Here is a 24,902-nt window from a genome sequence, read left to right as displayed (position 1 = left end):
GAAACGGCGTCTGTTAAGGACGCCGTTAGCAGTTGTGGCAAGCATGCTCAGGCCATGCTGACACGGTGTTTATCCTGCGTTACTGGGCAACCGCACTTTCAATGGTCATTCTCACTTCGTGAGTGATTAAATCAGCCAGCATCTGATAAACCTTGTGCGTTTCTTCAACCAGCGCGTCGCCGGTATCACTGATATAACCTTCGTCGCGCAGCGTCAGTACCAGCGTTGAGAACACCGCCTTGTCGAAAAATTCTGGAGCGTTGATACCATGCAGCACTGACAAACGCTGTGCCATTGTACGGCTCTCTTTTTCCAGCGTGCCCCGATTAATTGACGGATTGGCACTCAGAATGGAGAAGGTGATGGCGTAGCGTTGTAGCGTTTCACGCACGCCTGCGGCGAGCAATTGTAGGGTGTGAAAACGCAATGCGGAAAGGCGAAGCGCCTGTTCATCTGCGTTCAGCAGACCCTGATGAGCCATCTCGCCGATCAGCGCATCCAGCAAGCCGGGCAGCTCGTCTTTTTCCCAGCGCAAAAACAACTCGCTTTTCAGCATGGGATAAATAACGCTGACCTGGCGAAGCAGTTCGGCACGCGTGACTTCACGATGTTGCGTCAGGATCACCGCGATAACAGAAGGCATCACCAGCATATGATGAATGTTATTGCGGTAGTAGGTCATTAGCACCGCCTGCTCGCGTGGCAGCCCGATAATTTCGCCAATGTTATCCTGTTCGATTTCGAACTTGTTCATCCCTAATGCATGGTCCAGCAGCTTTTCTGGCGTCAGGTCCGGCACGGTTGCGTCTGGCGAATAGGGGACATTGCGCAGCAGTTGGGTATAGCAGTCCAGCTGGTCGATCATCTGCTCACGAGTCAGCGAGCGCTGGCGGGAAGCCAGCAGGGCGGTTACACACAAATTCATGGCATTGGCCGCACCGGCGTTATTGATTCGCACCATCATGCGTTGAGCAATATCGTTTACCGCGGGTGCCAGCCATGCCGGACGCTGTGCTTCAAGGGGATCAATGGCCTCACGCCATTCAGGCACCTGCCTGTTAAGATAGCTGACCAGCGGCAGGGGTTCACCAAAGTTGACATAGCCCTGACCCAGATTGCGTAGCTTTCTCAGCCCGCGCACCATCTGCATAAAGCCTTCTTTTTCCTTGGTGGCACCACGCAGCTCTTTAGCATAGGTGCTCACTTCCATGACATGCTCATACCCGATATAGATTGGCACGAGGGTGATCGGGCGATTACCGCCGCGCAGCATCGCCTGGATGGTCATCGACAGCGTGCCGGTTTTAGGATCAAGCAAACGGCCCGTACGTGAGCGGCCACCTTCCACAAAGTATTCAATGGAATAACCACGGGTAAACAGCTCACCCAGATATTCACGGAAGACAGTGGAATAAAGCTTGTTGCCTTTGAAGGTCCTGCGGATAAAGAATGCGCCGAGGCGGCGGAAAATCTGCCCGGCAGGCCAAAAGTTCAGGTTAATGCCAGCGGCAATGTGTGGCGGCACCAGGCCTTGATGATAGAGCACGTAGGAAAGCAGCAGGTAATCCATATGACTGCGATGACAAGGCACGTAGACAATCTCATGACCGTCCTGCGCCAGCTGACGCACGCGCTCACCGCCGTTCACGTTAATTCCCTGATAGAGCTTGCTCCACAACCAACCCATCACGCGATCGGTCAGGCGGATGGCTTCATAAGAGAAGTCAGCCGCAATCTCTTCCATCAGTTCCACTGCATTCTGCTGGGCTTTGTCAAGAGAGATTTTTTTACCGCGTGCTTCATCTTCAATCGCTTTTACGATCGCTTTTGATTGCAGTAGCTTATTGAACAAATCCTGGCGGACAGGCAAACGAGGGCCAATGGCGGCCAGACGCTGGCGGGCAAAATGGATTCGTGCCACTCTTGCCAGCTTTTGCGCGATAGTCTTATCCGTGCCGTGTTCGGTTGCCATACGGCGCATGGAAACCATCGGCGAAAAACGCACGAAGCTGTCACGCCCCAGCCACAGTACGGCACAGAATTTCTGAATACCGTTAAGCATACGCAGATGGGGTTGCTCTTCACCCTGAATCTCACGGCCCGGTGCCCGGCCAAACATGACCGAAACCGGGACCATCTGCACATCAAGATGAGGATTGCTGCGATGCAAATCCAGATAATCGTGAAACAGCCTCACCGATTCCAGGTTAGGGACAAAATATGGAAACAGGCGGGGGCCATCATGAATAAACACATGCCGGGGTAACACAGTTCCGTCTATTTCCAAGGGTTCCAGCGGGTCGGGAAGTTCCTGCTTGCGGCACTGCTCGCGTAGCGCCAGAAGATCGGCCTTTGAATCGTATGGCAGCACATACATAATAGGGCGTGAGGTATCCAGTCCCAGTTCAGTAATGGGATCTTTAGGAATGGCCTTACTTCTTACCAAAACTTTTACCGGTAAATTCAGTGTATTATAATAAAAACTACGCCAGCCTGACATAGACAATATGAAACCTCTTGTTAGCAAAACGCTGCAAGCATATCAGAAAGCGCCATTGAGATCTGTGGTGACGCGAAATGTGCTCGCCCTGTTTGCTGACGTTATTACGATATAAAGGTTTTTTCAAACATGACAAACAGTGTTAGCGGACTGACTCGCATTATTAAAGCGGTTGGGTACTCGTGGAAAGGTATCCGTGCTGCCTGGCAGAATGAAGCGGCTTTCCGTCAGGAAGCCGTGGTGGCGATCGTAGCTATTATCATTGCCTGCTGGCTGGACATTGATGCAATAAGCCGGGTGTTAATGATTGGCTCTGTTGGGCTGATTATGATTGTCGAGATGATCAACAGCGCCATTGAGGCCGTAGTCGATCGTACCGGTAGTAACTACCATCTGCTGTCCGGCAGAGCCAAAGATATGGGGTCGGCGGCTGTTTTACTGGCTATCTTGCTGGCCATCTTTGTCTGGGGTACGTTGCTGTTCGCGCATGTTCTCTAGCGCTCGCATAACTTTATCGATGGCTGTCTTTTGCCTAACTTTAGTTTTCAATGTGCAAATACCTGTATATACTCACAGTTGACTGTATAAACAACCAGGGGGCGGGATGAAAGCATTAACAGCAAGGCAGCAGCAGATTTATGACCTGATACGTGAACACATTAATCAGACTGGGATGCCGCCAACGCGTGCAGAAATCGCAACCCAGCTTGGTTTCCGTTCCCCTAATGCGGCTGAAGAGCATCTTAAAGCGCTGGCGCGCAAAGGCGTCATTGAAATTGTCTCTGGTGCCTCGCGGGGTATCCGTCTGATGATGGAAGAAAATGAAGGCTTGCCTCTGATTGGTCGCGTTGCGGCAGGTGAGCCTTTGCTGGCGGAACAACACATCGAAGGGCACTATCAGGTTGATCCTGACTTGTTCAAGCCTGGCGCAGATTTCCTGCTGCGCGTTAGTGGCATGTCGATGAAAGACATTGGCATTATGGACGGTGACCTGCTTGCCGTGCATAAAACGCAGGATGTGCATAATGGGCAGGTTGTGGTCGCGCGCATTGATGATGAGGTCACCGTGAAGCGTTTGAAGAAACAGGGGAATGTCGTACAGCTTCTGCCTGAAAACAGCGACTTTCAGCCGATCGTCGTCGATCTTAACAAACAAATCCTTTCTATCGAGGGACTGGCAGTCGGTGTGATTCGTAACGGTAACTGGCTGTAAGCATCTGTTCACAAAAAGACTTTTTGTTTTTGCTGGCCATCGCGCCCCATTGTGCTGAGGGCTGAATTGTAACTCCGTCAGCCAGTGGGTGATGATGCGATTCTTCAGTCATTCTGACAGGCATCTTTGGCGGCTGGCATTGCCAATGATCCTGTCCAATATCAGTGTGCCACTCCTTGGTCTGGTTGATACCGTTGTAACCGATCATCTTAATAATGCCAGCTATCTTGGCGGCGTGGCGGTGGGTTCTGGCAATCGATCCTGCCAGTCTGTGGGGTATATGTTATCTGCCGGACGGCATGTTTATTCGCGCCAGGCGTGCCAGAGAGATGCGTAACGGTATGCTGATTTCAGTCTGTAGCTATGGTTTAACACTCTTTACCGTGCCGATCCTGGACAATCACGGTTTGTGGCTGGAAGTTACTGTTTTTCTGATAATGCGTGGTGTCACCCTCGGGGCAATCTGGTGAAATCACTGGCGCAACAATAACTGGTTTGCCAGTTGACATATTCTGTTACTCAACCTTTTCGCCTCTTATGTCCTGATTTTGTTAATTTTTTTCTTATCCAATCAATAACGGTAGCAATTTCAATCCTGATTCGTGTGATTTGCAAAATTTATACTGTATTTAACTGTAATTTCAGTATTTCATAGCGCATAATTTTGCAATCGTAGATTTTCTGAAACGATATCACCAAGTCTGTTAACGTCTGGTTGAAGGAATAACGCAAATGAATAAAGATGAAGCCAGCGGCAACTGGAAACAGATTAAAGGTGAAGTGAAAGAGGGCAGGCTCACTGACGACTATATGACCGTAGTAGGAAGGTAAGCGCGATCAGTTGGTGGGTAAAATACAGGAACGTTACGGCTACGCTAAGGATCAGGCAGAGAAAGAACTCAGTGACTGGGAAAGCCATAACAATCACCACTTCTGAAAATAATCACCGTTGAGGTATGATTTTCAAAGTTGGTGGCACAGGGATGTGTCTGTACGCTGGTTGCTTTTCCTCCCTACATAACGGCCTTGAGTATCAATAATTCCTTAAAACACCCGTAGTCAACGCCCGCGTTTCCGGGGGGACAGTGCATGATCATGTTCACATGCATCCTGATGTTTACAGGCTTCCACTTCGACACACAGTTTGCACAAGCCATGTGCCTCAATAACGCTGTTAGTCAGAATAAACCCTGAAGGCAGAGCCAAAGCTTTTAATATTTTTTCCACTCCATCGGCGTGCTGCTCTGATACTGCTCCGCAGCGATCACAAATAAGCATGGCGGAAACATGGGAATGCTGCTCGAAATGATGACACACCACGTAGCTGTTTGTGGACTCAACACGATGTACAAAACCCTGTTCCAGTAAAAAGTCCAGCGCACGATAAACGGTAGGCGGTTTTGCCTGTGGCTCTCTGACGCGAAGTAAATCGAGCAGGCCATACGCGCTGATGGCGCCCTGGTGTTGACACATCAGACGAAGCACTTCCAGCCGCTGAGGTGTCAGCCTGACGCTGCGTTGTTGGCAGAGTGCTTCGGCCTGCAAAAGAATTTTTTCAGCGGTGTTTACTGTCATCATTTACTCCAGAGCCAGATCGGTTTGTTATGTTATCACGCTCAATGTAAAACGCCGAATTCTCAGCCAGAAGCCATTATGTCGCTGCAAAATTGCCCTGATTTGGGCATTTACCAATGAAAAACACAGTAATTTGCATTATTGGTGGTGTGTTAATGAAATTAATGGGTGGTGCCAGTTAATTCAGTATTATACGTTTTCTTTTTAATGCCGCTAATGTTATTTATCGCGCGATATCTTCCTGACAATGTTTTTAAAGCCGCGGGCCAGTTTCGGGGCAAAAAAAGTGCATCCTAGTCTTATTTTCTCAGGTCCGTAACAGATAAATAAAACAGCACTAACCAGATAAACCACTTTATTATTACTTAATTCGCAGGAATGAATGATTGCCTTTATATTCATTATGTAATCAGTCTCTCACTGTACGTGTTTTCGCTGTGCACTTATTCCTTATCTGGATGGGTAGAAATTAAAAATATAAAAAAATCAGTATATTAATCAGGAATTCTCATTCTGTTGTCTGATCGGTCCTGTTTTTTGCTCTGCTCGGTGCTTTGGCTGCGGGCAATTATAATGGTGCGCGTAATCCCGCTTCAAACAGGCGGCTGGTTCCTTCGCAGCGCAGATCATGGTAGCGCAAATCTTCAATACCCAGGGCGTTCCTGACCCGTTGAAAACCCGCCGTTACGGAACGGGAATTGTAGGGGAAAATTAACTCGCTGGTTTTGGGCTGGCGTTGCACTATGCTCCACGCATCGCCAGGCAGCGGAACCAGCATATGATTACCCGATTTTTTGCGCGCGTCTTTTCTGTCTCTCACCAGCACCGCTTTTTGTTTTTCGTCCACGTCTTCCCAACGGATTTTGCACATTTCTCCAACCCTCATGCAACTGAGGATTGAAAAGTTGAGAATATCAACGAAGGGGATTTTAGCTGCGACGTGATCGCTTCGTGCTTCCAGTCCTTCCAACAATCTATCCAGCTCGTCACTTACCGGGCGTCGGCTACGGCGTTTATATTTTCCTGTCAGCCCCATCTAGATCAGGAGTGGTCTTGCATCGGTTGCGGGGGTGGTTGTGTAGTCAATACCATAGACAGGTTTAGCTGAAGCTAAAACTAAAACAGAAGATAAGTAACTTACATCGTGATTAACAGTGGAAGGGCCAGCACCAGCGCCGTTTCTCTGGCGGCAGTGTTCGATAACGTGGCTGGTTGAGAGGTTTGTAAGGGGGATTTCGGCTATGTCGCAGTCCAGTAGCATATCGAGGACATAGCGCTTTGTGCGGCCAGCTTTGCCACCTAGATTTGGGGTCGCTAATGGTATGTACAAAAACGACTGGCTTCGTACAGTGTTTGTCGCACCTGTCCAAAACTTAGTGTAATTAGTTTCGTACATTCATTTCGTACATAAAATGACGCCATGTCACGAGTTTTTGCTTACTGTCGGGTATCCACACTGGAACAGACCACAGAAAATCAGCGCAGGGAAATTGCAGCAGCTGGCTTTACCGTTAAACCCCGGCGCCTGATTTAGGAACAAATCAGCGGTTCGGTGACCGCCAGCGAACGGCCCGGTTACTTGAACGTATGGAAAATGGCGATGTGCTGATAGTGACCAAGCTTGATCGCCTGGGCCGTGACGCAATGGACGTTCGGAAGACCGTGGAGCAGCTGGCAGCGTCCGATATTCGCGTACACTGTCTCGCACTGGGCGGTGGCAGAGTTTGAAAAAGACCTGCTGATTGAGCGCACATATTCTGACTTGGCAAGGGCCAGAGCAGCAGGCAAACAGTTTGGTCGGCCACTGGCGCTGAACCCGGAGCAACAGCAGGCCGCGCTTGAACACCTGAAGGTGGGAGCCAGTATCAGCGCCGTTGCCCGCGAATTTGGAACCTCACGACAAACCATCATGCGCCTGCGTGACGTTGCAGTCAGTCCGGGGTTACCAGAATAAAGGGGACCGAACCACCCCGGACCGGTCCCCTGTGAAACAGAAGGTACCAGGACCTCTGCACCGGTATAATACTGCCAGATGAGCACACTTAAACCAACGGAGACGCGTAATGTCAGGTAGAAAAGGAAAGGGCGGGAAGTCGTTCCCCATGACGGGCTGTTTAAAACCTTCCTGACCCATACGGATACCGCCCGGGATTTTCTGGTCCTGCATCTGCCCGCAGAGCTGCTGCAGCTGTGTGACCTGACCACCCTGCAGCTGGAGTCAGGCTCCTTTATTGAGGAAAATCTGCGAACCTGTTTTGCCGACGTGCTGTACTCCCTGAAAACCACCGATGGCGAGGGATACATTTATACGCTCATTGAGCACCAGAGTAGTCCGGACAGGCATATGGCGTTCAGACTCATGCGGTACTCCATTGCCGCCATGCAGAAACATCTGGACGCCGGCCATGAGCAGCTGCCGCTGGTTATTCCGCTGCTGTTTTCCCACGGACGGGGCAGCCCCTGGCCATATACGCTGAACTGGACAGAGCTGTTTGCCAGCCCGGGAACAGCACGAAAACTGTATACCGGTGATTTCATCGTCATCGATGTTGGCACCATCGATGACGATGAAATCATGAAGCACAGCCGGATGGCCCTGCTGGAACTGATGCTGAAGCACGCACAAACCCGCGACCTGGTTGAGCTGACCGAACATCTGGTCACCCTGCTGATTGCGGGTTACACTACCGATGAGCAGCTGATCACTTTGATGAACTGGATGCTGCAGACGGGAGACACGGCCAGACCCGAGGCATTCCTGCAGGAACTGGCCCGCCAGTCACCGCAACACGAGGAGATTTAATATTCTATTTACCTAATACTTACCAATTAACCTCTAAGCCATAGAAACACTAAGTTAATTTTAACCTGTAAATTTTTATGTAAAATATATCCCTTTTTAATTGTTTATTTTTTTTACAATATTAATGAATTGCGTTTTTTTCTTTTCCAAAGAAAGGTCTTTATTAATTTAATCAGCCAATGTGCTTTCGTGAGTTTTCGATAGTCAATTGAATCCATTCGTCTACTTCACTTTCAATGAAAGCAACAGAGCGCGAACCGATTTTAACTGGGGAAGGAAAACGATTTTGGTTGATGAGGTGATAGATCCAGGCTTTACCGTATCCAGTGCGATGCAGAACCTCTGGTAAACGAATAAGGCGGGTAGTGTGCTGATTCATAGTCGTTTCCTCTTGTGTAGTTTTGATGGGAATGACTATACGAATGAATCAGCAAGAAAGAGACAGAAGCTGAGAACGCCAGAGCTAATAGAGGTTAGCCTTAGTCAGAATCTGAGGTTTTCATCACCTCTGAAACTCAGATCTTTTTCAAATGGCTGTTCTTGTTGATAAACAGATGAAACTGCCGGATGAGCCTGTAATTTAAATTGTGTATCTGCCTGTTTTTGATATCTTCATTTCGATAACGGAGACAGGTAATTATGGACGAAAAAAGACTCAAAGCCCTTGCGGCTGAACTGGCTAAGGGGCTGAAAACCGAAGCCGATCTCAACCAGTTTTCCCGCATGCTGACGAAGCTTACAGTTGAAACTGCGCTCAATGCTGAGCTGACTGACCACATCGGACACGAAAAGAACGCACCCAAAACAGGCTCAAATACCCGCAATGGTTATTCGTCAAAAACGTTGTTGTGCGACGATGGTGAGATTGAAATCAGTACACCACGTGATCGTGAAAGCACCTTCGAACCTCAGCTTATTAAGAAAAATCAGACACGTATTACGCAGATGGACAGTCAGATCCTGTCGTTGTATGCAAAAGGCATGACCACCCGGGAGATTGTCGCCACCTTCAAAGAAATGTACGATGCGGACGTCTCACCCACGCTGATATCGAAAGTCACTGATGCGGTGAAAGAGCAGGTATCTGAGTGGCAAAACCGTCCGCTGGATGCTCTGTATCCCATTGTTTATCTTGACTGTATTGTCGTAAAAGTTCGCCACAGTGGCACTGTAATTAACAAAGCCGTATTCCTTGCTCTGGGTATTAACACCGAAGGCCAGAAAGAATTACTGGGCATGTGGCTCGCAGAAAATGAAGGTGCGAAGTTCTGGCTCAGCGTGCTGACTGAGCTGAAGAATCGAGGTCTCCAGGATATCCTGATTGCCTGCGTGGATGGCCTTAAGGGCTTTCCGGATGCGATAAACAGCGTGTACCCGCAGACGCATATCCAGTTGTGCATTATTCACATGGTACGCAACAGCCTGAAATACGTGTCATGGAAGGACTATAAAGCCGTTACTGGCGGTCTGAAAGCGGTTTATCAGGCTCCGACAGAAGCAGCAGCGCTGATGGCCCTGGATAAGTTCGCTGATGTCTGGGACGACAAATATCCGCAAATCAGCAAAAGCTGGCGTGCACACTGGGAAAATCTCAATACGTTCTTTGGTTATCCACCAGATATACGTAAGGCTATCTACACCACGAATGCCATCGAGTCGCTGAACAGCGTTATCCGGGCAGCGATAAAGAAACGCAAAGTGTTCCCGACAGATGACTCAGTGCGCAAGGTGATATATCTGGCAATCCAGTCGGCCTCGAAAAAATGGAGTATGCCGATCCAGAACTGGCGGCTGGCAATGAGTCGCTTTATTATCGAGTTTGGTGACCGCCTGAGCGATCACCTTTAATACGGTGGCAGATACACAGAATTATTTACAGGGTCTGCCGGATGAACGGTATACTCGCAGCTTTCAAAGCAAGTGGTCTGTCCGTGTCCCTGATTTGGTGGTTCATCCGGGTATCACTTTCGTCATCATCATCGGTATACAGCAGACGCGGTCGTGACGCAGATTTATTGATAATGATGAAGAGTAAGATACCAACCGATGATCTTATCGTGCATTTCCTCTGACTTCGAAAAGCAAATTGTTCTGCGGGTCAGTCGTTTGATATGTGTGCGAAGATTAAGATTATGTCGTTCTGTCCGTTGGGTATATTTCTTGCTCACCACGTGGCCTGTTGCACTTAACAGAACTTTATAAACCGGCCAGGCATCTGTCATATAAAAGGCAATGTTAAATTTGCTTAACAGGGCCAGCAATCGTTGCAGGGTCGGGGCATTTCTCGGGGCGAAGACATGGGCCAGAGCACGTTTGCGGATACGGTCATAAGCATAGAACAACCACCGGGGATTGCTTTTACACCGCACGTAAGGCCATTGTTCACCGGCTTCACAGCAGATAACAACCTCCGTTTCGGGGTCGATATTCTCAGCTACCTGCTTTGGCGAAATTTTTTAAAGTGCCGCAGAACCGTATTGAGGCTGATACCGAGGACCCGTGCGGTATCGCGACATCCGGAACCATTCATGGCCATATTAACAATGGTCTGGTGTGTGTCTGGTTTGGCACCGGAGTAGCTAAAATTGAGCTGAAAGGTCTTTGAACAATGCTTGCAGATGTAACGTTGGGCGCCGGATGCTGAATGTCCGTTACATCGTACAGCATGAGTTTCATTGCACTGAGGGCAGACGACATCAACTTTAGCCATATGTTACATCCAAAGCGCAAAGCATACGTGATCAGCAAGTCTGCGTCACGACCGATATTTTAGTTAATAACTTCCCTTATACCGACAAAGGGAAAATAGACTGGTGGCTGAAAAACAAAGATATGTTTAAAGAAAAATATGGCATTCCTAAACCAGATTCAGATGGTTCTTTTACAGTCAACTTTTGGGATTTTGGCGATGGATACGTAGAAACTGATGGTTATGACAGGCTCTGTTTTAGTGATATGAAACCACCACTAAATTGTATTAATAAAAACTCCCTTATGTTTGTTAAGAACGGTAAAAATACGGGAATGTCTTTTTGGGTCGATGGTGGAATATATCGAGTGAAAGAAAACAGTAAGACGGTAAAAAGCAATTACGAATAGAACCACTTCCCTCGCGTAAGGACAGCAATAAAATCATCCGCGCTATTCAGCCTGTACCAATAGCAGCGCCTGATACCGCTATATCTGCCGTTTACTGCTGTGTGATATGTCAGTAATCATTTCAGGACCGATGCAGCTCGGTCATGCAAAAAAAACGAGTCCAGCGCCATACCCCACATGTGCCGCACTGTTCCGCGCAGTTATTCAGTGAGGGCACCAGCGAAGACGAAGAACATAAGGTGGTTGCCTCTTCCTGGCTTATTGTGGTTTCACTCCACAGAGGGCCCTGAATTCCCGTCTGCAATTCTTAACGCCAGAGCACTATGGTCAGCCAAAACCATGCGATAATTAAATGCTGTAAACATAATTTTCAGCTGCCAGTCAACGACTTTAGCAAAAATTCGTTCGTTTTAGTCAATGGCTGTTGTAAACGTTCTGCGTATTTTTCTGAGCTGACATCGAAAAATATCTAACACCGCTTTCGGGATTGATAACTCGTTGCTGCATGCATCAATTCATCGTAGCCAGCATACAAACAATAATATTTACCCTGAACACTCATTGCTCGTCTGATGGCTTATTTACTTTGTTGATAGCCTGAAACCTCGGCAAAAAGTGGTTGTAAATGTCCTCTGTTGTCACACCCAGTAATGTACAAATGTGATAAAACTCAACGGCATCCAGCCTTCTTTCACAGCGTTCAATTCTTGATATCAGCGTTTGCTCAATCCGCATCGCGTTCGCCAGCTGCATTTGCGTAATGTTTCGCTTCTTGCGTGCATCCACCAGATAGCTAATAAGTTTTTGATAGTCATTTGTAAAAAATGAAGGCATATAAGACCTCTCAGATAGAACAAAATCGACTATCGAACAGCTTTTATATTAGAACAAAACGTACTATTTTAAATTTTGCACGTTAAAGGATTAACTAAAGGAGAGTGACGTTGAAAGCAGAGAAAGACTGGCATCCATCTGAGGTTTCTGCCGCACTCAAGAAGAAAGGAAGTTCGGTGTCACAATTATCTCGTGAAGCAGGCCTTGCCTCATCCACTCTGGCCAATGCGCTTTATCGCCGCTGGCCAAAAGGAGAAGTGATTATTGCCCTGGCACTGGGAATAAGCCCCTCAGAAATCTGGCCTTCACGTTATCCCAGTCGGAAAAGAAAAAACGAATATAACAACAGCAATAACAATTAAGTTCAGCGCTTTCGTCCGGTCTCAGGGAGTAATAGCGTCGAGATCATGCCGCTTTAAGTATTTTTATATCTTTCACTGCAGATTTTAATTTTAGTCGACAACAGCAACCTACATTAAGCATGAATAGTATTTCGCACGTTTCTTGAATATAATGAAATTAAAAATGAATAGATACAGAACAATAACAGAATATTAATATAGCGCGTTATCATGAAGCCCCCCCCCTTATTACAGATTACCAGTACATGCAGAGTTTTAATGAGCGAAATAACAGACCTTAATTTTTATTACGACGTCTTAATAAGAGACAGAACGATAATTTTAATCCGCTGAAACCTCATTGATGCTATAAAGGCACTAAAAAATTAGTGGTTATACCAAGGGTATTTTGTTTATTGATAGCTTGTGCCAATCCTTATTTTTTCACAATACTGCCTGTGACGGCCGGACCAGGGTTTTGTCATTTGTTTAGCGCCTGAACAAGCTATTCATCTGCACATTGCCCATTGACAACATAGAACCTGTCACGCTCGCGAATGACTTTGGTCTGAACATTGCCACAGTCCCAGACCAGATGAAAAAACTCATCGGTAGTGACTTCCCAATCCAGTCGAATGCGTCTGTAGCGTCCATTGCATAACATTTTGCTGGCTTCAGCGAAGCAAGTTGCTCCCGTTTCATCAGTATGTCTCTGCTGGCTTTGGTTCATGATATTGCTCCTCAGATTTAGCTAAATCAGAATACGGCATCAATCAGGTTTACAGTGTAAGAAACCACAGCCCCGCACCATATATCGCAACTCCGCAGATAACTGCAACACCCGGATTTCGGGTCACACGTAACACCACCATCGTTATTACTATGCCTGCGCCATAGCATAACATCCTGCCATAACCGCCTGTCACTGCCCGTTGAATACCAGGGATAAGTGTAACCACCATGATAGCGGCTAATAGCGATGGCCCCAGTGCCTTGAAGATCGTCGATTTGTGTCCGGCTGTATCCTCTGTTTTACACTTTGATTTGTTGAACATAAAAGGCAAGCAACGTAACAGCCAGATGATTCCCCCCATTGCCATCACGGCTATCCACATCTGTTCAGAGGACATAGTCAGTGTGCTTTCCTTTCAAACAAACCGCACAGCATCCCGCGAACGCACCTGCGATTAGCGCCAGCACAGTTAATCCCTGCAAATACAAGGCACCAGAAACCACCACGGAAACAATAACCGGAACACGATATTGTGGCGTGAAACTTTCCTGAACCATCACAACGAACAAAGCCGGCAGTGCAAAAGGCATCGCTTCTGCCAACAATGGAAAAGTGTTGCTTAAATGGAGTCCTGCCATCAGGCCGATTCCTGTTCCAGTGACCCAGGCAAGGTAACTGAATATTCCCAGCCAACTCAGCCAGCGGCTGCGTGAAATCATCGCGATTTCTGGCATCCTGACCAGAGCCGTCGCAAAAACCTCATCGGTCAATGTTGCGGCAGCCAGTAACTGTCTGACCAATCCCGCAGGTAGCTGACGCACCATTACGGCACCATATAAGAGATGGCGAATGTCCATCATGGCACACATCCCCAGCACCAAATACCAGGCTGTCCCTGCGTGCATGGCGGCCAGCAATACAAACTGGCTGCCTCCCGCGAAAATGAGTGCTGACATAGCCACGACCAGCGTGCCCGGCAAACCATTGACCACACCCGCCATACCAAATGCGAATGCAATGGGAAGATACCCCGTCACGATAGGCAAGGAAGCCATTAATGCGCGTTTAATCGTTTTATCCATCATATTCACAACGCCCGTAATACAAACAGGTGCGTTCCGGCATCATTGTCCGTTCGTCCGTTGGTCGCATACAAACGGCGATGTTGTTCCACGCTGAATCCAGCAAGCCTAGCCAGATCTGAGAAACAATCCGGTGATGTTTTTTGCTCGACTTCATAGTCAAGCCCGGCTATTAACGCTTCCAGTTCCAAAATATAGAAGCGATAAAAAACCTGTATAAAGTCAGAAGGTTGCTTGGGAAGATCTAAGGTATGCAGGGTTTCTAACAGATGCCGGCAACGATATTCAGCCCGCCCTTCATCTCCCGTTCGGGCCTCAAATAAAGCCTGTGGCACATTCTGGCGCATTATTTTTACCAGACGGCGTTCGTCTACAGCAAGAGCCTCCACAGACTGAGGTATCAGGGTATCGGCGATATATTGCAGATGGTGCTGCATCAGACCCGTTTTACGTTGCCGGATAGTAGAGAAAGGGCCAATCATTTCGTCGCAAACAATAAAAACTCTCCCCGGAGACAACTGCCGCCGCGTCGCAGTTAAAAACGCCAGCGTGTCCAGATGATGAGACGCGCCAACAGAAATAGCCGCATCAAATGGATGCTCTGGCACCGACAGATCGGTAATGCTGCATTTGCAGCAATAAACATTCGGGACATTCTTGAATAACTTTTGCAAATGATTGAAAGCGGTCTCACTCGGGTCAACCGTGGTGACCTGGAGTTCCGGTAATAACTCCAGCAGCATTTTCAAGGGTAATCCCGGGCCAGTCCCAATATCGATCACCCGCGCAGCACCATGAGCAAGGTGATGACTCAGCTGTTGTGCGATCGCCACGGATTGTTTCGCGTAGGCAGGATGCGCCATTTCCCAGGCAGCATAGCTATCCACATCAATACGATCTTCAAACAACACCGCATCGTTCTTTCTTTCTACAACAGGCGTCGCCTCATAACATGGCGCAACGTGCAGTGGCACATAAAATTGCCCATTCCGGGTTAATACTTCTGATGCAAGGCTGGAAAGGCAGAGCGAGTCAGACCGTGATAATATTTGCAATCTGGAACGATGCAAATCATCGCTCGGGCACTGGGAAGAAAGGGCAAAGTTACTCAACTCAATGGCCTGCTGCAAGATCAGATTTTTAGTGTTTTCCTCATCATCCAGACGTGCATGGCTCCCTTCCCGAGACAGGAAAATCAGTTTCGGTCCCTGCTCATCAACATAAAACATCTGCATGCCTGGCGCTTCAGGTAATAGCTTTTGCTCAATTTGCTCTTCAGCGTTACTGATGCCGTCACAACCAGTAAAACAGAGGCGGGCCGCCTTTATTCCCTGACGGCTTTCAAGTGCAAGGCGGCGGCACTGCTGCTGTAGGCCCGACCAGTCGTCTTCCGTTCCAGGCCACTCGCGACAGATATCGTATTCGCCCGGCGCACCTTCAGCCAGTGAAGGATAAATCACCGTGACCATCATCGAAGTCTGCTCATCCAGGCTTTGATAAAGATGAGGTATATCACTGGCAAAACTGCAACTTTTACCCGCGCTAAGAAAAACAGGTGCCGACTGCGGGCCCGTCAGCGCCTTCCCCTGCAGCACCACAACATTTTCTTCCACCCCAGCCATATGCGCTTCTGCCATCCGTCGGGTATGGGGAGCTAAATCCATCACGTAGGTTTCAATAACGAAGGGAGATGACTGTTTATTAATTAAACGAACACTTACGCCGGGAGAAATGGATTCAACAGCCCGATCCTGTTCCTGAGAAATCAGTTCGCCAAATGTCACTCCCAAAGCATGTGCCAGCCTCCACACCGTTTCAATGGTAGGATTACCTCGCCCTGCCTCAATGCCAGAAAGTGTCGCTTTACCAATGCCACTGCTTTCTGCCAGTCCCGATAGCGAGAGTCCACGAGATTTCCTTACTCTGGCAAGGCCCAATGAAACCGACTGGCGAAACTCACTTGACAACAATAATGAATTTTCCATTATCCTCTCCGGGGCTTAACACATTCGTTCTTTATAAAGATCAACTTACGTTCCTTATAATGAACGATATTAACAGCTGTCAATTGTTTCCTTCAAAATTCCTCATGCTTGCCAGCAGCAGGCTTTTATGTAGGTTTCCTTCAGGCAACAAGTTAGAATGCCCTCCTTTTTATATGGATTCACCCGGAACCTGAATATGCAAAACCTTCCTCCATGCCCTGAATGCCGCTCTGAATATAGCTGGCAGGATGGGGAGTTTTTTAATTGCCCTGAATGTGGTCATGTCTGGTCCAGCGGCACAGCAGCAGAAAGCGCACTGGTTGTCAAAGACGCAAACGGCAATCTGCTGGCAGACGGGGATTGTGTTACTGTAATAAAAGACCTTAAGGTCAAAGGTACCTCTATTCCGCTGAAAATTGGGACAAAAGTAAAAGGCATCCGCCTGGTTGAGGGAGATCATAATATTGATTGCAAAATTGACAGCTTCGGGCCTATGAAGCTGAAATCTGAATTTGTTAAGAAAAAATAAATAAATTCATATAATTAATTTCGATGTCGCCCATGCGAAATTTTAGCAACATTGGCGTAAAACCACTGCACGTTGACTATTGTTAGTGTAAGGGCGCATATCACCCGTAATATCAAAAAAATAATGTCATACGATATGGGTTAGTAAAGGGCCAGTACAGCTTTTTTAGATGTGTCGTCGTAAGATGTTTGGTTTTATTGCTCGCCTCCTGGCGCTACGCTTTAAGTTGGGTTTGCCTGTTTTCAATTATCCGCATATTGAACACTAATCGCCCGGGTCTGATAATGCTGCAACCAGGCAATCAACGCCTGAACAGAAGGATCGTGTAAAAAAGCAATAATTTGTCCTGCAAGGTTTTTACCCACACCCGGCAACTGCTGCCATGAGTCCTGACTGCGCGCCAGCAAAGTGTACCAGCTATCATCTTTTATAGAATTAAGTGCGCTGGCCGGGATAGGCACGCCTAAGGCTTTTACCCAGCGTTTGAAAGGCTGCTGTTGACTCAATTGAAACTGATGATAAAGCTTGCTTAGTCTAGCTGGTGTTATTCCCTGAATCTCATCAGACTCCTCGTTCGGAAGTGACAGCCAGGAAAAAATATGCGTGAGTTTTCCAGCCTGCATCAATTTTTGCCAGCTGCTGCGGCTGACGCCAGACATTGAAAGTGCCCCTGAGCTACTGAGCCAGACCAGTCTGGAGAGAAATTGTTCGCGGCAATCGGGTGTGTAGGTGAAACAGCTTAATGGAGTAAACTTGTTAGCCTCTGGTATCGCCGGGATCTTGCGTTCGGCAACCCGCCACACAACATTCGCCAGCTTCGGGATACCCTGACCAGCCAGACTAATGGTTACCTGATCGCCAGGCAAGATATCAGCGGCCAACCAACGTGACAGCGATCCTAAGCTTACCCGACTTATCTTTTTGTCATCCAGTTGGGCAGGGATAAGATTTAACAGAACGCTGATTTTTCCAGTTCGTCCAACCGGAAACTCAACGGAACGGACTTCTGTACTGATCTCAGGTGGTGAGTATTTCCACGCTACCGACCAGCTATTCTCACCCGGTTTCCAGTGATGCCCCGCCACTGGCGTACGATGAACCACTACACCATCTGTCACAAAAGGTAGTTTCTGGTGAAACCAGCGATCGCGCCACGCGGCAACCTCATCAGCATTGCTGACAGGTTTGCTCCAGTCAGCTACAAGGCCAAAACCCGCCTGATTTAACATGGCAAGCCGTTTCGCCATCTTCTCAGGTCCGTTTGGCCACGCCCAGATAAAAATGCCCAGCTTTTGCAGTGTATCCGTTGCATCATTGCGCCTCATCGCACCCGCTACTTTACTCCTGGCATTCATCCCTCCCGCAGCTGATTGTTGATGATCCTGCATGATTAAAAACAGCTCGCCCTGTAAACTCACAGCTTCTTGTTTGAAAGGAATAAGCCCCGGTATAGCGGGGATATGTGATGCTTTATCCGTCCAGTCTTCACCTTGCAATCCATCACCTCGACTGAGCATGCGGACCAGAACGCCATGCTGGTAGTGGAGCGTTACGGCAACACCATCTACTTTAGGCTGAACCCATAATGCCTCTTTCCCCATCATCCAACGGACCAAGGCTTGTTTATCCGCCAGTTTTCTTACCCCTACATGCGCCACAGGATGAAGGACTTTTCCTGCCTTATTCAGTTCAGGCTGACGAAGGTCACTCTGCGGTTGAAAACAACGTTGCCAGGCATGAAATTTTTTTTCCATCGCATCATAATGTTCATCCGCCACTTTGCTCAGGTCCTGTTGGTAATAGGCCTGATCCCATTCACTCAGCTGCTTCGCTAATACTGTCAGTTCCCGTTCTGCCCGCGCAGGCCCCCAAACCGGACACTGTGCCTGTACCTGGCCACACCACAGAACGCATAAAATAATGACGTTGCGCATTCCCATACTCCCTATTTTCACTGCGGAGCTATTACAAATAAAAGTTGGGCTATGAGCGATAGGCAAAAAATAATTTCTGGTACTGGCTCGAAAATATTTTTAACAAGAATTGCAACACTGCATTTATGCTGCGGACCGCTTTCCGCTCTCAGGGAAATAGTGCGGATAAACGCCTGAAACGCTGTATGAACGAGACCAGCCGTGTATACTATCCGAAATCAGATTCTGACTGGCTTATGAAGAATAACCATGGCTCAAGGCACGCTTTTTATTGTTTCAGCGCCCAGTGGCGCAGGTAAATCCAGCCTCATACAGGCGCTACTTAAAACACAGCCGCTTTACGACACACAGGTTTCGGTTTCTCACACCTCTCGTGGAGTCCGTCCTGGTGAGAATCACGGTGAACATTACTATTTTGTCTCCCGTGACGAATTTTGCGACATGATTGAGCAACAGGTTTTTCTGGAGCATGCGGAAGTATTTGGTAATTTTTACGGAACTTCACGTAAAGCCATTGAGCAGATGCTCTCTACCGGGGTGGATGTTTTCCTTGATATTGACTGGCAGGGCGCGCAGCAAATCCGTAAAAAAATGCCCCAGGCACGCAGTATTTTCGTTTTACCGCCTTCCAAAGAGGAGCTTGATCGACGCCTGCGTGGCCGGGGCCAGGACAGTGAAGAGGTTATCGCAAAACGTATGGCCCAGGCTGTTGCTGAAATAAATCATCATGCAGAATACGATTACCTGATTATAAACGATGATTTTGATCTGGCTTTATCTGATTTAAAAACCATTATCCGTGCTGAACGTCTGAGAATGGGACGTCAAAAATCCCGTCATGATGCATTAATCAGCAAACTGTTGGCAGACTGAAGACAACTCAGTATGATGCCCAGTCATTTCGTCACCCGTGGAGTATCACACTTATGGCACGCGTAACCGTTCAGGACGCAGTAGAAAAAATTGGTAATCGTTTTGATCTGGTTCTGGTTGCGGCCCGCCGCGCCCGCCAGATGCAGGTTGGCGGCAAAGATCCTCTGGTACCGGAAGAAAATGATAAATCAACCGTAATAGCATTACGTGAAATCGAAGAAGGGCTGATTACCAACCAGATTCTGGATGTGCGTGATCGCCAGGAACAGCAAGAGCAGGAAGCCGCAGAGCTACAGGCTGTTACCGCTATCGCTGAAGGTCGTCGTTAACTATCAGCCGGAAGGCTCGCCCTTGTATCTGTTTGAAAGTCTCAATCAACTGATTGAAAAATACCTGCCTGAAGACCAGATCAAGCGTCTCAAGCAGGCTTACCTTGTCGCACGTGATTCTCACGAGGGGCAGACACGTTCCAGCGGCGAACCCTACATTACTCATCCGGTTGCAGTTACCTGCATTCTCGCTGAAATGAGGCTCGACCATGAAACACTCATGGCCGCGCTTCTCCATGACGTTATTGAGGATACGCCCGCTACCTATCAGGATGTGGAACAGCTTTTCGGCCAGACCGTCGCTGAACTGGTAGAAGGCGTATCAAAACTTGATAAGCTGAAGTTCCGCGATAAGAAAGAAGCCCAGGCCGAGAACTTCCGCAAAATGATCATGGCGATGGTACAGGATATTCGCGTCATTTTGATCAAACTGGCTGACCGCACGCATAATATGCGCACGCTGGGTGCATTGCGTCCCGATAAAAAACGCCGCATTGCACTGGAAACGCTCGAAATCTATAGCCCGCTGGCACACCGCCTGGGTATCCACCATTTGAAAACCGAGCTGGAAGAGTTGGGTTTTGAAGCCCTCTATCCTAATCGTTACCGCGTCATCAAAAAAGTGGTAAAAGCGGCACGCGGCAATCGTAAAGAGATGATTCAAAAGATCCTTTCTGAGATCGATGGCCGTTTGCAGGAAGCAGGCATTCCGTGCCGCGTGAGCGGAAGAGAAAAACATCTCTATTCGATTTACTGTAAAATGCATCTGAAAGAACAGCGTTTTCATTCCATCATGGATATTTATGCTTTTCGGGTGATCGCCAGCGATGTTGATACCTGCTATCGGGTGCTGGGGCAAATGCACAGCTTGTATAAGCCTCGTCCGGGCCGTGTAAAAGATTATATCGCTATTCCCAAAGCTAACGGCTATCAATCTCTTCATACCTCAATGATTGGTCCACACGGCGTGCCCGTCGAAGTGCAGATCCGTACTGAAGATATGGATCAAATGGCAGAGATGGGGGTAGCGGCCCACTGGGCTTATAAAGAACAGGCTGAGAGCAGCACCACAGCGCAAATCCGTGCGCAGCGCTGGTTGCAAAGCCTGTTGGAATTGCAGCAAAGCGCTGGCAGCTCTTTCGAATTTATTGAAAGTGTCAAATCCGATCTCTTCCCTGATGAGATTTATGTTTTTACCCCGGAAGGCCGCATCGTTGAACTTCCCACCGGGGCGACACCCGTTGATTTTGCCTATGCCGTGCATACCGATATTGGTCATGCCTGCGTGGGCGCACGCGTTGATCGTCAACCCTACCCTCTTTCCCAGTCATTAAGTAGCGGACAAACCGTTGAAATTATAACGGCGCCGGGTGCACGTCCTAACGCTGCATGGCTTAATTTTGTGGTCAGTTCTAAAGCACGGGCAAAAATCCGTCAGCTGCTGAAAAACCTCAAACGCGATGATTCGATAAGCCTTGGACGTCGTCTGCTCAACCATGCGCTGGGTGGTAGCCGCAAGCTTGCCGAGATCTCACCGGAGAATATCCGGCACGAACTTGAACGCATGAAGCTGTCAACCCTTGACGATCTATTAGCAGAAATTGGGTTGGGCAATGCCATGAGCGTGGTGGTTGCTAAAAACCTTCAACAAAGCGAGCAATTGACAGCCGCAACGGCCAGCTCCTCTTCCCGAGGCAAATTGCCCATCAAGGGAGCGGATGGTGTGCTAATCACCCTCGCCAAGTGCTGTCGCCCTATTCCTGGCGATCCTATCGTGGCGCATGTCAGTCCTGGCAAAGGTCTGGTGGTACATCACGAGTCCTGCCGTAATATTCGTGGCTACCAAAAAGAGCCTGAGAAATTTATGGCTGTGGAATGGGACAAGGTGACTGAACAAGAATTTGTCGCTGAGATCAAGGTTGATATGTTTAACCATCAGGGCGCATTAGCAAACCTGACTGCGGCAATCAACACGGCTGGCTCCAATATTCAAAGCCTGAACACGGAAGAGAAAGATGGCCGTGTTTACTGCGCTTTTATCCGCCTGACGGCCCACGATCGCGTTCATCTGGCAAATATAATGCGTAAACTTCGCGTGATGCCGGACGTGATTAAAGTCCACCGTAATAGAAATTAGTCGATGAATGCTCAACGTTATGCCCGCATTCTTGAGATGCTGGCCTCGCGCCAGCACGATTTAACCGTTTGCATGGAAGAAGTGCATAAACCTCATAATATTTCGGCGGTAATCCGCACAGCGGATGCGGTCGGCGTGCACGAAGTTCATGCAGTCTGGCCCGGCTGCAGAATGCGCACGATGGCCTCTACGGCAGCCGGCAGCAACAGTTGGGTACAGGTAAAAACCCACAGCAGCATTGCTGAAGCAGTGGGGCATCTTAAAAATCGCGGGATGCAAATCCTCGCCACCCATTTGTCGGCCAAAGCGGTCGACTTTCGTGAAATCGATTATACCCGCCCAACCTGCATTCTGATGGGGCAGGAAAAAACGGGCATTACTCAGGAAGCGTTGGCACTTGCCGATCGGGACATCATTATTCCCATGGTTGGCATGGTGCAGTCGCTGAATGTCTCGGTTGCTTCTGCGCTAATTCTTTATGAGGCACAACGCCAACGTCAAAATACCGGTATGTACCAGCGTCAGGAAAGTTCACTTGCGCACGCTGAACAACAACGTTTGCTTTTTGAAGGCGGTTATCCGGTTCTGGCACGCGTCGCTAAACACAAAGGTCTTCCTTACCCGGAAATCAATGGGAAAGGAGAAGTGGTTGCCCCCCCTGAATGGTGGGAAACCATGCAAGCGTCGGGGCGCAAAAAATGAAAGGCCGCTTGCTAGACGCGATTCCTCTCAGCACATTATCGGGTGTTGGGCAGAGTCAGGCAGGCAAATTAGCGAAGCTGGGATTAACTACCGTGCAGGACCTGTTACTGCATCTGCCTCTGCGCTATGAAGACCGCACCCAGCTCTATACCATTAATGACCTGCTGCCAAACATTTTTGCCACAGTTGAAGGCGAGGTGCTGCAGAGCGACATCACCTTTGGTCGACGCCGCATACTGACCTGCCAAATCAGCGACGGTACGGGTATCCTCACCCTGCGCTTTTTCAATTTTAATGCCGGGATGAAAAAGAGCCTAGCAATCGGGCGTCGCGTCACCGCATATGGCGAGATAAAACGCGGTCAGCGCGGTGCTGAAATTATTCACCCTGAATACCGTGTCCAGGGTGATAACGGTGCAGTAGAACTGCAGGAAACGCTAACGCCCGTCTATTCCACCACCGAAGGTATTCGTCAGGTGACCCTACGTAACCTTACCGATCAGGCGCTTGAACTCCTGCAAACCTGTGCAATCGCTGAGTTGCTTCCACCTGAACTCAGCAAGGGCATGATCGATCTGCATGAGGCGCTTAAAACACTGCATCGTCCGCCGCCCGATATGGTACTGGCCGACCTTGAAAGCGGGACACATCCGGCACAGCGGCGTCTGATTATGGAAGAGTTACTGGCCCATAATCTGAGTATGCTGGCAGTAAGGGCAAGGGCGCAGCGTCATCAGGCTTTGCACTTGCCCACTCGCCATGAACTTAGCAACAGGCTGTTGGCAGCCCTCCCTTTCAGTCCTACTGGCGCTCAACAACGGGTTGTTGCTGAAATTGAACAGGATTTGGCGCAGAACCACCCCATGTTGCGGCTGGTTCAGGGGGACGTTGGTTCAGGTAAAACTCTGGTTGCCGCCTTGGCAGCACTGAATGTGATTGCCTGGGGTAAGCAGGTAGCGCTGATGGCCCCCACGGAACTGCTGGCCGAGCAGCACGCGAATAATTTTCGCCAGTGGTTCGGACCACTGGGTATTGAAGTGGGCTGGCTGACTGGCAAGCAGAAAGGCAAGGCCCGTGAAGCGCAACAGCAAGCCATCGCCAGCGGGCAGGTATTGATGATTGTCGGTACCCATGCCATTTTTCAGGAGCAGGTTAGCTTTCATGGCCTGGCTCTGGTCATTATTGATGAGCAACATCGCTTTGGAGTCCATCAGCGCCTGGCCCTGCGGGAAAAAGGTGAAGAACAGGGTTTCCATCCCCATCAACTCATCATGACCGCCACGCCTATCCCCCGCACTCTTGCTATGACAGCCTACGCGGACCTGGATACGTCTACCATTGACGAGCTGCCACCGGGCAGAACACCGGTAACAACCGTTGCTATCCCTGACACGCGCCGCGCTGAAATTATTGAGCGTGTCAGACTTGCCTGTGGTGAGGAAGGACGCCAGGCCTACTGGGTGTGTACCTTAATTGAGGAATCAGACCAGCTGGAAGCCCAGGCCGCCGAAGCAACCTGGGAAGAGATGAAGCTGGCCCTGCCTTCGTTACAGGTGGGCCTGGTGCATGGTAGGATGAAACCGAAGGAAAAACAGGCAATTATGCTGACATTCAAGCAGGGGGCGATCGATCTGCTGATTGCAACAACCGTTATCGAAGTTGGCGTGGATGTGCCCAATGCCAGTCTGATGATTATTGAGAACCCGGAGCGGCTTGGCCTTGCGCAGCTTCATCAATTACGCGGGCGGGTTGGCCGTGGTTCTGTCGCCTCGCACTGCGTGTTGCTCTATAAACCCCCCCTGAGCAGAGGCGCACAAACGCGTCTTCAGGTACTGCGTGACAGCAATGATGGCTTTGTCATTGCGCAACGCGATCTGGAAATTCGCGGGCCTGGCGAACTGCTGGGCACCCGACAAACCGGTAATGCAGAATTCAAGGTTGCAGACTTGTTGCGCGATAGCGCAATGATCCCGGAAGTACAGCGCATTGCCCGGCATATTCATCAACACTATCCTGAGCAGGCGCGGGCGCTCATCGAAAGATGGCTACCCGAAACAGAGCAGTACACCAACGTCTGACGAATCATAAGCCTATTGCATATCCTGTACAGGCCCTGTTGGCCGGGTACATGTACAGGCTGGGAGGGTTTCCTATATTCATCCCTGACATTAACACTCAGGCACAGCAATCGTTTGCTTTTACTCCACGCTTAATTAGAATCGCCTCTTTGACC

General features: G+C 48.9%; 22 protein-coding genes and 7 pseudogenes. 16 read left to right on the top strand and 13 right to left on the bottom strand.

Going from position 1 to position 24,902, the window contains the following annotated elements; translation table 11 throughout:
- Positions 1-79: 79 nt before the first annotated feature.
- Positions 80-2,500 (bottom strand): glycerol-3-phosphate 1-O-acyltransferase PlsB, encoded by a 2,421-nt coding sequence (gene plsB / locus LU633_RS24555; RefSeq protein WP_016191383.1) that lies wholly within the window; start codon positions 2,498-2,500, stop codon positions 80-82.
- Between the two features lie 129 nt (positions 2,501-2,629).
- Here plsB and LU633_RS24550 point away from each other — a divergent pair, with 129 nt between their 5' ends.
- The 3 genes and pseudogenes from LU633_RS24550 to LU633_RS26390 form a co-directional block, all read left to right on the top strand.
- Positions 2,630-2,998 carry a diacylglycerol kinase gene (locus tag LU633_RS24550; protein WP_016191382.1) on the top strand — a complete coding sequence of 123 codons (369 nt, stop codon included), beginning with the start codon at positions 2,630-2,632 and terminating at the stop codon, positions 2,996-2,998.
- Positions 2,999-3,104: 106 nt separating this feature from the next.
- Positions 3,105-3,713: a transcriptional repressor LexA gene (lexA, locus tag LU633_RS24545; protein WP_016191381.1), complete on the top strand. Its 609-nt coding sequence runs from the start codon at positions 3,105-3,107 to the stop codon at positions 3,711-3,713.
- A gap of 94 nt (positions 3,714-3,807) precedes the next feature.
- Positions 3,808-3,963 (top strand): annotated as a pseudogene (locus LU633_RS26390) (MATE family efflux transporter DinF); the annotation flags it as partial.
- Between the two features lie 118 nt (positions 3,964-4,081).
- On the opposite strand, the gene LU633_RS26385 reads toward LU633_RS26390, so the two are convergent.
- Positions 4,082-4,222, bottom strand: a complete 141-nt coding sequence (locus LU633_RS26385) for a hypothetical protein (protein WP_407646977.1) — start codon at positions 4,220-4,222, stop codon at positions 4,082-4,084.
- A 223-nt stretch (positions 4,223-4,445) separates the two neighbouring features.
- On the opposite strand from LU633_RS26385, the pseudogene LU633_RS24530 reads away from it, so the two are divergent.
- Positions 4,446-4,650: pseudogene (locus LU633_RS24530) on the top strand (CsbD family protein).
- Between the two features lie 122 nt (positions 4,651-4,772).
- Here LU633_RS24530 and zur read toward each other — a convergent pair.
- Together zur and LU633_RS24520 are read right to left on the bottom strand one after the other, a co-directional pair.
- A complete protein-coding gene (gene zur / locus LU633_RS24525; protein ID WP_016191377.1) occupies positions 4,773-5,288 on the bottom strand; it encodes a zinc uptake transcriptional repressor Zur in 516 nt (171 codons plus the stop codon).
- Between the two features lie 586 nt (positions 5,289-5,874).
- Positions 5,875-6,606 (bottom strand): annotated as a pseudogene (locus LU633_RS24520) (tyrosine-type recombinase/integrase); the annotation flags it as partial.
- Between the two features lie 102 nt (positions 6,607-6,708).
- On the opposite strand from LU633_RS24520, the pseudogene LU633_RS24515 reads away from it, so the two are divergent.
- Together LU633_RS24515 and LU633_RS24510 are read left to right on the top strand one after the other, a co-directional pair.
- A pseudogene (locus LU633_RS24515) lies at positions 6,709-7,242 on the top strand (recombinase family protein).
- A gap of 109 nt (positions 7,243-7,351) precedes the next feature.
- A pseudogene (locus tag LU633_RS24510) lies at positions 7,352-8,088 on the top strand (Rpn family recombination-promoting nuclease/putative transposase); the annotation flags it as partial.
- A 175-nt stretch (positions 8,089-8,263) separates the two neighbouring features.
- On the opposite strand, the gene LU633_RS24505 reads toward LU633_RS24510, so the two are convergent.
- On the bottom strand, positions 8,264-8,470 hold the full coding sequence (locus LU633_RS24505) for a helix-turn-helix transcriptional regulator (RefSeq protein WP_016191372.1): 207 nt from the start codon (positions 8,468-8,470) through the stop codon (positions 8,264-8,266).
- Between the two features lie 260 nt (positions 8,471-8,730).
- Between LU633_RS24505 and LU633_RS24500 the strand changes: the two genes are divergently transcribed.
- On the top strand, positions 8,731-9,939 hold the full coding sequence (locus LU633_RS24500; protein WP_046371917.1) for an IS256 family transposase: 1,209 nt from the start codon (positions 8,731-8,733) through the stop codon (positions 9,937-9,939).
- Positions 9,940-9,964: 25 nt separating this feature from the next.
- On the opposite strand, the pseudogene LU633_RS24495 reads toward LU633_RS24500, so the two are convergent.
- Both LU633_RS24495 and LU633_RS24490 read right to left on the bottom strand, forming a co-directional pair.
- Positions 9,965-10,087, bottom strand: a pseudogene (locus LU633_RS24495) (DUF6387 family protein); the annotation flags it as partial.
- A gap of 16 nt (positions 10,088-10,103) precedes the next feature.
- Positions 10,104-10,801, bottom strand: a protein-coding gene (locus tag LU633_RS24490; protein ID WP_233481975.1) for an IS1 family transposase whose coding sequence is annotated in 2 segments (ribosomal slippage) — positions 10,104-10,540 and positions 10,540-10,801 — 699 coding nt in all. Because the reading frame shifts where the segments join, the coding sequence is not laid out codon by codon here.
- A gap of 23 nt (positions 10,802-10,824) precedes the next feature.
- On the opposite strand from LU633_RS24490, the gene LU633_RS24485 reads away from it, so the two are divergent.
- Complete coding sequence (locus LU633_RS24485) at positions 10,825-11,190, top strand: DUF943 family protein (protein ID WP_046372133.1); 366 nt, start codon at positions 10,825-10,827, stop codon at positions 11,188-11,190.
- 558 nt (positions 11,191-11,748) lie between these two features.
- Here the strand turns inward: LU633_RS24485 and LU633_RS24480 are convergent.
- Positions 11,749-12,024 (bottom strand): helix-turn-helix domain-containing protein, encoded by a 276-nt coding sequence (locus LU633_RS24480; RefSeq protein ID WP_016191368.1) that lies wholly within the window; start codon positions 12,022-12,024, stop codon positions 11,749-11,751.
- Positions 12,025-12,134: 110 nt separating this feature from the next.
- Between LU633_RS24480 and LU633_RS24475 the strand changes: the two genes are divergently transcribed.
- The gene (locus LU633_RS24475; RefSeq protein WP_016191367.1) at positions 12,135-12,386 is read left to right on the top strand and encodes a helix-turn-helix domain-containing protein; all 252 of its coding nucleotides are present in this window, start codon (positions 12,135-12,137) and stop codon (positions 12,384-12,386) included.
- A 484-nt stretch (positions 12,387-12,870) separates the two neighbouring features.
- Here the strand turns inward: LU633_RS24475 and LU633_RS24470 are convergent, their stop codons facing one another.
- The 4 genes from LU633_RS24470 to LU633_RS24455 are packed head-to-tail and all read right to left on the bottom strand — an operon-like array spanning position 12,871 to position 16,165.
- On the bottom strand, positions 12,871-13,095 hold the full coding sequence (locus LU633_RS24470) for a hypothetical protein (protein ID WP_016191366.1): 225 nt from the start codon (positions 13,093-13,095) through the stop codon (positions 12,871-12,873).
- A gap of 49 nt (positions 13,096-13,144) precedes the next feature.
- The gene (locus LU633_RS24465; protein ID WP_016191365.1) at positions 13,145-13,495 is read right to left on the bottom strand and encodes an AzlD domain-containing protein; all 351 of its coding nucleotides are present in this window, start codon (positions 13,493-13,495) and stop codon (positions 13,145-13,147) included.
- Positions 13,485-14,183, bottom strand: a complete 699-nt coding sequence (locus tag LU633_RS24460) for an AzlC family ABC transporter permease (RefSeq protein ID WP_016191364.1) — start codon at positions 14,181-14,183, stop codon at positions 13,485-13,487. Before LU633_RS24460 ends, LU633_RS24465 begins: the two co-directional genes overlap by 11 nt.
- A 2-nt stretch (positions 14,184-14,185) precedes the next feature.
- Positions 14,186-16,165 (bottom strand): helix-turn-helix domain-containing protein, encoded by a 1,980-nt coding sequence (locus tag LU633_RS24455; protein WP_016191363.1) that lies wholly within the window; start codon positions 16,163-16,165, stop codon positions 14,186-14,188.
- 196 nt (positions 16,166-16,361) lie between these two features.
- Here LU633_RS24455 and LU633_RS24450 point away from each other — a divergent pair, with 196 nt between their 5' ends.
- A complete protein-coding gene (locus LU633_RS24450; protein WP_016191362.1) occupies positions 16,362-16,694 on the top strand; it encodes a zinc ribbon domain-containing protein YjdM in 333 nt (110 codons plus the stop codon).
- 184 nt (positions 16,695-16,878) lie between these two features.
- Positions 16,879-16,962: pseudogene (locus LU633_RS24445) on the top strand (trimeric intracellular cation channel family protein); the annotation flags it as partial.
- On the opposite strand, the gene ligB reads toward LU633_RS24445, so the two are convergent.
- Positions 16,937-18,628 carry an NAD-dependent DNA ligase LigB gene (ligB, locus tag LU633_RS24440; RefSeq protein WP_016191361.1) on the bottom strand — a complete coding sequence of 564 codons (1,692 nt, stop codon included), beginning with the start codon at positions 18,626-18,628 and terminating at the stop codon, positions 16,937-16,939. The pseudogene LU633_RS24445 and the gene ligB overlap by 26 nt on opposite strands.
- Positions 18,629-18,877: 249 nt before the next feature.
- Here ligB and gmk point away from each other — a divergent pair, with 249 nt between their 5' ends.
- Genes gmk through recG form a run of 5 tightly spaced genes read left to right on the top strand, consistent with a single transcriptional unit; the run spans position 18,878 to position 24,747 of the window.
- Positions 18,878-19,501: a guanylate kinase gene (gene gmk, locus LU633_RS24435; RefSeq protein ID WP_016191360.1), complete on the top strand. Its 624-nt coding sequence runs from the start codon at positions 18,878-18,880 to the stop codon at positions 19,499-19,501.
- A gap of 53 nt (positions 19,502-19,554) precedes the next feature.
- Positions 19,555-19,830: a DNA-directed RNA polymerase subunit omega gene (gene rpoZ / locus LU633_RS24430; RefSeq protein ID WP_016191359.1), complete on the top strand. Its 276-nt coding sequence runs from the start codon at positions 19,555-19,557 to the stop codon at positions 19,828-19,830.
- A gap of 22 nt (positions 19,831-19,852) precedes the next feature.
- Positions 19,853-21,967 carry a bifunctional GTP diphosphokinase/guanosine-3',5'-bis pyrophosphate 3'-pyrophosphohydrolase gene (gene spoT / locus LU633_RS24425; protein ID WP_016191358.1) on the top strand — a complete coding sequence of 705 codons (2,115 nt, stop codon included), beginning with the start codon at positions 19,853-19,855 and terminating at the stop codon, positions 21,965-21,967.
- 3 nt (positions 21,968-21,970) lie between these two features.
- Positions 21,971-22,669 carry a tRNA (guanosine(18)-2'-O)-methyltransferase TrmH gene (trmH, locus tag LU633_RS24420; RefSeq protein ID WP_016191357.1) on the top strand — a complete coding sequence of 233 codons (699 nt, stop codon included), beginning with the start codon at positions 21,971-21,973 and terminating at the stop codon, positions 22,667-22,669.
- A complete protein-coding gene (gene recG, locus LU633_RS24415) occupies positions 22,666-24,747 on the top strand; it encodes an ATP-dependent DNA helicase RecG (protein WP_016191356.1) in 2,082 nt (693 codons plus the stop codon). Before trmH ends, recG begins: the two co-directional genes overlap by 4 nt.
- The last annotated feature ends 155 nt before the right edge of the window (positions 24,748-24,902 follow it).

It is taken from the genome of Erwinia tracheiphila, assembly GCF_021365465.1.
Lineage (GTDB): Bacteria > Pseudomonadota > Gammaproteobacteria > Enterobacterales > Enterobacteriaceae > Erwinia > Erwinia tracheiphila.
The sequence above is the reverse complement of the archived record's forward strand: the minus strand, read 5'-3'. Positions and strand labels throughout refer to the sequence as shown.